A 3,635-nucleotide genomic window follows, 5' to 3' on the forward strand; every position below is an offset into this window, starting at 1 on the left:
CGAGCTTTATTAAAAGTGCTTTTTTGGTTGTCAGTGGTTCGGCATTTTTATGGTCATGTGGCCTATTCGGTGGCGGTGGGGGAAGACCCACTAGTGTGCATCCAGGTGCAATGAGTACTGCAACTGGTCTGGCTTATAACGATGAAGACAATAACGGCTTTATGGTAAATCCATACAGCGGACAGCCAGATGGCCCTAACTTAAGATTTATAGAAGGTGGACGAGCAGTAGTTGGTTCATACGAAGAGGATATTCTTAACAGAAGAGATAATATAGAAAGAACTGTTTCTGTAGCATCATTTTACATGGATGAGACAGAAGTAGCTAATATCCACTGGTTGGAGTATCTACATTATCTAAATGTTTCAGATTCTTCTAGAGAAGTATACATGGCAGCATTGCCTGATACTACCGTGTGGGAATCTAGATTAGCATTTAACGATCCTTATGTAGATCATTACTTAAGATACCCCGGTTTTAGATATTTCCCTGTAGTTGGTGTAAGCTGGACACAGGCAAATAATTACTCTGAGTGGAGAACTCGTGCGGTAAATCAGAAATTATTAGAAGATTCAGGTCAGGAATTACCAGAAACTTCTGGTGGAAGAATTCCATTAGAGTCTGGTGTTGTATTGCCTAACTATCGTCTACCAACAGAATCGGAGTGGGAGTATGCTGCTACAGCACTTATTGGTACTCAGTGGTTAGACGAAAACCAGACACACCAAAGAATTTACCCTTGGGATGGTCACGCACTTCGTAATCCTTACGGAAAAGAAATGGGTTACTTCCTGGCTAACTTCAAAAGAGGTAGAGGTGACTATGCTGGTATCGCTGGTAAATTAAATGACGGTGCTTTAATCACTTCTTACATATATGAATTCCCTCCAAACGATTTCGGTCTATACAATATGGCTGGTAATGTGAGTGAGTGGGTACTTGATGTGTACAGACCGCTTTCATTCCAGGATTTTGATGACTTAAACCCAATCAGAAGAGACGGATATCTTGATGAAACAAGAAACGTTGCTACTGGAGAGCAGTACTATAATAGTGATAGAGAAAATAATCCTGAAGGATTTACTTCATTGATCACAGATCAGGCAAGAGTATATAAAGGTGGTTCTTGGAAAGACGTTGCTTACTGGATGTCTCCTGGTACCAGAAGATACTTAGATCAGGATTCATCAACAGCTACTATCGGCTTTAGATGTGCCATGATCAGAGCAGGGTCTAATTACTAAGAAAAATAATAGCTAAAATATAGAAAGGCTACTCAATAGAGTGGCCTTTTTTATTGCCCAGGGATTATTTAGCGGCAGCTATCGCTATTACACCTACACTTGCTGCCCCAGCCCCCAACAGCGCGATAGCACATGACTCTATCGTGGAGCCTGTGGTGATAACATCATCAACAAGAATTACGCGCAAATCCGTTAATTTCTTTTTTTTAGATACTTTGAATATTTCTTCAACATTCTGCCAGCGTTCTACTCGCGTCTTTTTAGTTTGAGTTGCTGTCTTTTTTGTTCTTTTTAGCAATGAGAGATCTATTGGGATGTTTAGCGATTTAGAAAGACCCTCTGCAAACTGTGCGCTTTGGTTATAGCCTCTCCTCCTTAACTTAGTTTTATGTAGAGGGACCGGCACGATTACATCGTATAGGTTAGGCAACTCCAGGTCCTCCAGCTCTCGACCATACCACTCACCAATCAAGTTTCCAACCTCAGGCCTGTTACTATACTTTAATTGATGTAAAACCCTCTGCAAACGACCTTTACGCTCAAATTTATAATAAGCCATAGCTTTAGTAAGATTCACCTTACCAAAAAATTTATTTTCAACAAAATTGGGTGATTCCAAATGGCTATTGGTCTTGGGTATCTCATACTGACAGTTAATACAGATAATCGACTCCTTACGCACCAGGGCACCATGACATCCTACACAGTATCTTGGAAAGAAGAGCGATATGAAATCTGACAGCATCTATTTATTGGATATATTTGCTCCTAATTTAAAAATTATCTTTACAATGGATATAGTAGATGAGTTCAACGGTTACAGAGGCAAAATGAATGAGAAAATTTTGGCTTCGGACAACAAGGTAATAAAAAGAATCTTTAATCTAGACACAAATGCCTTTTCTGAAGGTGCTTTAGATGTAAAAACAAAGGAATTGCTTGGTTTGGCCTGTTCTATGGTATTACGCTGCGATGATTGCGTAAAATATCATATTGGGAAATGTTATGAAATCGGACTTACTAAAGATGAAGTGTATGAAGCGTTTGCCATTGCCAATTTGATAGGCGGTACGATTGTAATTCCTCACCTTAGAAGAGCCGTAGAATTTTGGGAAGCCTTAGAGGCAAAATCAAATGATTAAAAAAGACTTAGAACTAGCGAGATCCTGGGAGGCACTGCGCCTGCAGCTAAAAGAGGTAATTGGTAAAAAACCCAAGGATCTCAATAGTGTCTTGTTTCTTATTGGAGTTCAGGAGTTGGGAAAGGGAAAGAAGACCTTTAGCAAGGAAGAAAAACAGGATCTAATGCATATCGCCATTTGCAAGGTCTTGAGCCTTTCGGGTTTTTATGAGTTAGAAGGTTTGGACGAGGAAGGCTGGCCACATTGGAAGCTTGTAAAAAAACTTCCTCATTTTGATTTACTAGAGCAGGAAAAACTACTAAAAATGCACGTTTTAGAGTATTTTAAAACAGAAACTTCACTCGACTGAACTGAGAATATTATAAATTGTTTTATGAAATGATATCACACCAAAAGTATATTGAACTCTCAGTATCAGTGGTTCGTATATGTAGTATCAAATATTAAGAGGCTTTTTTAATGAATCAAAACTCACAAGATATCAAACCTAAGCTTGATGCTTTCAAAAGAAAGTATTTTATGAGCTTGGTCATCAAAGGCGTTTTGATTTCTTTGGGCCTGATTCTTTCTATTTTTCTGATAATCAATTCATTAGAATATTCGTTCCGCTTTGGTAGTGTGGTTAGGGCTGGTTTACTAGGCATATTTATTATTACGGCCACTTATGCACTATTTAGATATGTAATAAGGCCTTTGTATCAGCTTTTTAGTGCTGATATGAATGATGAAGCAGCCGCCCGAAAAATAGGAGCTTTCTTTCCGGAAGTCAGTGACCGTCTCCTTAATATTATCCAGCTTCAGCAAAATACACAAACTACCAACGCCCTTTACCAGGCAAGCATTAACCAGAAGGTATTATCTGTTAAGGATTTTGAATTTTCTAAGGCGGTCCGGTTAGCTGATAATCGCAGGTATGTCAAATATGTAATTGGTCCTGTATTAATAATACTACTTGTTCTGATAGTTAGTCCTGCATTTTTTACTACCAGCACCGAAAGGATAGTAAAATTCAATGAAGACTTCGTACCCAAAGCACCTTTCAACTTCCAAATCGATAATAACACACTTCAAGCATTTAAGAATGAAGACTTCACTTTAGAATTGAGTTTGATTGGAGAAGCGATACCTGATAACGTCTATTTATTTGATGGTAATAGGAAAATAAAAATGAAGCAAGTAGGTGTAGGAGATTACACTTTTAATTTCATTAAGATACAAAACACTAAACGTATCAAATTTGAGGCTGCTG

The 3,635-nt window shown here is 38.4% G+C and carries 4 protein-coding genes and 1 pseudogene; 4 read left to right on the top strand and 1 reads right to left on the bottom strand.

What is annotated here, in order from left to right; all coding sequences use genetic code 11:
- Nucleotides 1-8: 8 nt before the first annotated feature.
- Nucleotides 9-1,244, top strand: coding sequence for a gliding motility lipoprotein GldJ (gene gldJ / locus E1176_RS04125; protein WP_185152613.1), 1,236 nt, complete (start codon nucleotides 9-11; stop codon nucleotides 1,242-1,244).
- A 64-nt stretch (nucleotides 1,245-1,308) separates the two neighbouring features.
- On the opposite strand, the gene E1176_RS04130 is transcribed toward gldJ, so the two are convergent.
- Nucleotides 1,309-1,803 carry a ComF family protein gene (locus tag E1176_RS04130; protein WP_246205934.1) on the bottom strand — a complete coding sequence of 165 codons (495 nt, stop codon included), beginning with the start codon at nucleotides 1,801-1,803 and terminating at the stop codon, nucleotides 1,309-1,311.
- Between the two features lie 232 nt (nucleotides 1,804-2,035).
- Between E1176_RS04130 and E1176_RS04135 the strand changes: the two genes are divergently transcribed.
- The 3 genes and pseudogenes from E1176_RS04135 to E1176_RS04145 form a co-directional block, all read left to right on the top strand.
- On the top strand, nucleotides 2,036-2,386 hold the full coding sequence (locus E1176_RS04135; protein ID WP_155209307.1) for a carboxymuconolactone decarboxylase family protein: 351 nt from the start codon (nucleotides 2,036-2,038) through the stop codon (nucleotides 2,384-2,386).
- Nucleotides 2,379-2,735 (top strand): hypothetical protein, encoded by a 357-nt coding sequence (locus E1176_RS04140; RefSeq protein ID WP_155209308.1) that lies wholly within the window; start codon nucleotides 2,379-2,381, stop codon nucleotides 2,733-2,735. The genes E1176_RS04135 and E1176_RS04140 overlap by 8 nt, the downstream gene beginning before the upstream one ends.
- A gap of 110 nt (nucleotides 2,736-2,845) precedes the next feature.
- Nucleotides 2,846-3,635, top strand: a pseudogene (locus E1176_RS04145) (DUF4175 family protein); the annotation flags it as partial.

The organism is Fulvivirga aurantia (assembly GCF_009711475.1).
GTDB lineage: Bacteria > Bacteroidota > Bacteroidia > Cytophagales > Cyclobacteriaceae > Fulvivirga > Fulvivirga aurantia.

Bases quoted from the DNA above. Each gene is read 5' to 3' on its own strand.
- E1176_RS04140 (WP_155209308.1), top strand. From the start codon at position 2,379: ATGATTAAAAAAGACTTAGAACTAGCGAGATCCTGGGAGGCACTGCGC.
- E1176_RS04135 (WP_155209307.1), top strand. From the start codon at position 2,036: ATGGATATAGTAGATGAGTTCAACGGTTACAGAGGCAAAATGAATGAG.
- E1176_RS04130 (WP_246205934.1), bottom strand. From the start codon at position 1,803: ATGGCTTATTATAAATTTGAGCGTAAAGGTCGTTTGCAGAGGGTTTTA.